The organism is Paraburkholderia sp. UYCP14C, from assembly GCF_004197395.1.
Classification (GTDB): Bacteria; Pseudomonadota; Gammaproteobacteria; order Burkholderiales; family Burkholderiaceae; genus Paraburkholderia.
In genome coordinates, this window is record NZ_SELS01000184.1 from 1 (window position 1) to 3,348 (window position 3,348).

The 3,348-nt window shown below is 60.1% G+C and carries 6 protein-coding genes; 1 reads left to right on the forward strand and 5 read right to left on the reverse strand.

Features of this window, described 5'->3' with window-relative positions:
* Window positions 1-11: 11 nt before the first annotated feature.
* On the reverse strand, window positions 12-509 hold the full coding sequence (locus EVC45_RS43960) for a transposase (protein ID WP_129964280.1): 498 nt from the start codon (window positions 507-509) through the stop codon (window positions 12-14).
* Window positions 510-856: 347 nt separating this feature from the next.
* On the opposite strand from EVC45_RS43960, the gene EVC45_RS43965 reads away from it, so the two are divergent.
* Window positions 857-1,552, forward strand: coding sequence for a hypothetical protein (locus EVC45_RS43965; protein WP_129964275.1), 696 nt, complete (start codon window positions 857-859; stop codon window positions 1,550-1,552).
* A 266-nt stretch (window positions 1,553-1,818) separates the two neighbouring features.
* Here the strand turns inward: EVC45_RS43965 and EVC45_RS43970 are convergent, their stop codons facing one another.
* The 4 genes from EVC45_RS43970 to EVC45_RS43985 form a co-directional block, all read right to left on the reverse strand.
* Window positions 1,819-2,142 carry a type II toxin-antitoxin system PemK/MazF family toxin gene (locus EVC45_RS43970; RefSeq protein ID WP_129964276.1) on the reverse strand — a complete coding sequence of 108 codons (324 nt, stop codon included), beginning with the start codon at window positions 2,140-2,142 and terminating at the stop codon, window positions 1,819-1,821.
* Window positions 2,139-2,351, reverse strand: coding sequence for an antitoxin MazE family protein (locus tag EVC45_RS43975; RefSeq protein WP_129964277.1), 213 nt, complete (start codon window positions 2,349-2,351; stop codon window positions 2,139-2,141). The genes EVC45_RS43970 and EVC45_RS43975 overlap by 4 nt, the downstream gene beginning before the upstream one ends.
* Before the next feature lie 74 nt (window positions 2,352-2,425).
* The gene (locus EVC45_RS43980) at window positions 2,426-3,049 is read right to left on the reverse strand and encodes a phospholipase D family protein (RefSeq protein ID WP_129964278.1); all 624 of its coding nucleotides are present in this window, start codon (window positions 3,047-3,049) and stop codon (window positions 2,426-2,428) included.
* A 69-nt stretch (window positions 3,050-3,118) separates the two neighbouring features.
* Window positions 3,119-3,348, reverse strand: a 230-nt coding sequence (locus EVC45_RS43985; RefSeq protein ID WP_129964279.1) for a Tn3 family transposase, incomplete at its 5' end; no start/stop codon positions are given.

Genomic DNA, 3,348 nt, shown 5'->3' on the forward strand with positions numbered 1-3,348 from the left:
CAGGTACACCTTCAGGTCTTCGTCGAACCGGAACACGGCAGCCTCCCCAGGATCTGAACCATGGTCGTCAATTCGTCGATGGTCGCGACGGCTCCGCCGAGATCGAGTTCGACGCCATTCGACAGACGCACATGCAGCGCGAGCGTCATCGACAGCGCAGACCGGGTTGAGGGCTCCCCAGGTGAACCGCTTTCGGGGCGCAACGCCGGCGGAGACGCGGCCACGATGGGTACGAAAGCTGACTGCGGCACGTCGACCGCACGCGCCCGGGTGGGCGCACCGTCGTCGGCGAGCGTCGTGTCCCGAGCCTGCCGCTGCTGATACCGCGTAATCCATTTGCGCAGCTGGTTCGGGTTCACATCGTGTTCGATTGCCATGCGCGCGATCGAAATGCCCGGCTTCCGGCACAGCTCGACCAGTTCCTCCAGTGCGTCTTCATCGTACTCGCGTCGGCCGTCCCGTTTCATGCCGATCACCAGCCGGCTCTTGAGGTCTTTCTTTTCGTTCATCAGGGTCAGTGTGCAGGTGTCCACGTGGACACCTAGCTTCTGACTTTCACCTCTTCCATGGAAGGGCGTCGTTTATGGATCGCATACGGCCATCCATCTGCTGGACCTGCAGAGGCAGGGACTGCATCCCGACTTTACGATTGCCGACGCCGGCACGGGTCTGCGCGCAGGCCAGAAGCTCGCATGGCCCGATACCCCCTGTCACGGCGATGTTTTCCATATCTGCCAGCAGTTCGAAACCCTGGCCAACATCTGGACACGTCTGGCCAGCGGCGTACGCACTGAACGCAAAGCCCTCGAAGCGCGACTGGCCAATCCCCGCCGGCGCTGTCAGGACAGCCTCCTGATTGACCGGCTTGACGAACTTCGCCCGCTCGAGGCGCGGGCACATCAGCGCGCGGACGCGCCTTCGCACACTTGCCCTGTGGCTGGAGCGCGATGTCCTGTCGCTGGCCGGGCCCGATCTGCCGACCCGCCAGGAGCTGTTCGACTTTATCGTCGAGCAACTTCGTCAGCGTGAACCTGAAGATCCCTCACGCATCGGCACGATGCGCGTGGCCCTGCAAAACCAGCGCAACGATCTGCTCGCCTTCGCCGGCGTGCTGGACCAGAAGCTCGACGCCATCGCAAGCGATACTGCCGTCGCCGGGCATCTCGTACGGGCAACGTGCCTGTTGCACCGCAAGCCGGAAACCTCCGTCGCATTCTGGCAGGCATGGAACCGGCTGCATGCGGCCATCGGCCGCCGGTTCCACGAAGTCTGGACTGCGGTTTCGCAGGCGCTGCACGACACTCCGCGTAGCAGTTCCCTGGTGGAGAACCTGAACTCGCGCCTGCGCAACTGCCTGACGCTGCGGCACCATCTGGACGGCGGTCGCGCCTGGCTGGAGCTGCTGAAATTCTTCGTCAATCATCGTCGCTTCACACGCAGCCGTTGCAGCGGGCGGGTCGGCAAAAGTCCGCGCGAAGCGATGACCGGGGAAGCACATTCGCACTGGCTGACGCTGCTCGGACTCGGTCCGCTTCAACCCCGGCAGATCTGATGCCGGGGAGGTCGTTGCAGGCCTCCAGTTTGCATCGCATTCCTTACCAATTCTGCTTTTTTATGCAGGACGGTTCAGCTCGTCCGTGTAACGCAAAAAAGCGGGCTTTTGAACCACGCCCATCTTTGCAATACCCCCATCCGGACAAAGCCGCTCGGATCGAGTTGAATACGTTTGTGTCGGACTTTATTTCGTTGGAACGCCAACCAGTTTGAGTGACTGCCGGAAGGCGGGGACTTTTCGCGGACGGAAGAATCAGGCGCCCCTTACGCAATCCCGACGAAAACGGCCAGCGCACGATTCACTGATATCAGCGCGTCTTCGTCGAGCTGCCCGAACGGTTTGCCTACCTTTTCGCGCGAGACCGTTTGCGCCTTGTCGACCATTACCTGTGAAGGTTTCGACAGTCCGTTGGCTGCTGACGGCGCCACGTCGATTCTGAAAAGCGGCGTTGGGCGTAGATCGCTCGAGACGGGGAGTACCGTCACGGAAGGGTGCTCATCGAACAGGTCAGACTGGATTACAAGGGCGGGGCGGGGTTTGCCATAGTCGCCCTGAAGCGCAATCGTTACAAGGTCACCGCGCTTCATGCCCACCCATCCGTATCAGCTACGGCGTTCATATATTCCAGCACGTCCTTTTCCTGCGGGTCATCACGTAGCAATCGCGATTGCCGCCGGCACTCCTCGACGAAGCCAGTCCGCCGTGTGTCCGGAACCCATATCTGGATCGGACGCAGGCCCGCGGCACGAAGGGCGTTGCGGTGGTTGCGCACACGCTCAATCAGGGTTGTAGCCATAAATCCTCCGTTCGTTACATGAAATAGAATAGATTGTTACATGTAACAAGTCAAGGACGATGAACTGGCCCGTTTTAATAGCTGGAGCGGTAGTCGCGACCCTGGTCAAACCGGCTTTGCCAGTGCTGCAAATAGCGACCGGCGAGCGCCGGGTTGTTCCAGAGCACGAGCACATTTTCTGAGTTGCGCGTGGCCGCGGCGGCGCTGTAATTGAACGAGCCGGTTTCGAGGTGCCGCCCGTCAACCACGACAAATTTGTCATGGTTGATGGCGTAACGCTCGATGGTGCGTGTCGGGATGCCGGCGTTGACGAGCAGATTCAGTGCCTGTTGGGACGTCTTCGAGCGGTTGCCCTTGTCATCTACCACAACCGCCACGTCGACACTGCGGCGCTTTGCCTCGAGCAAGGCACCGACCACTTTCGGCGACGTGAACGAATAGCCGGCCAGCCTGATCGACGTGTGCGCTGAGCCAATGACTTTCAACACCAATGCTTCGGCATCGCCTTCTGGAGAAAACCCCACTTCAACGGCTTGCCCGGCCGGCGCACCGAGCGCGCCCGACGGCGATGCCGGTGACATGATTCCGCGAGCCTGATCGAGCAGGGAATCCGTCAGCGATCTGCCGGTGGCGAACGGCGCCGCGAAGATGAGCGCTGCTGTCAGGCAGGTGATGACCAGTCGTTCTCGTGGCTTCATATTAGGCCTCAGTCTCGTTCTCGATATGAGGGTTGACCGTTAATTCGTTAATTTTTCGCCAAAACTGCCTTAAGCGGCTGATCTGAAAGCGAAATCGATCGTTGGATCGAGCGGCAGGATTTTCTTCATCAGGTCCAGCAGGTAGTCGCCGAACCGGTTGATGTGGACCATCCGATATGGCGAGAGGGCTTTCAGGACCTCGGCGTCGACGAGGTCCCATTTGGCGTGGTTCAAAATACGCGATTTTTGCGTTACATGGACGAGCTGATGCAGCCTGCGTGAAAGAGCAGAAATGGTGA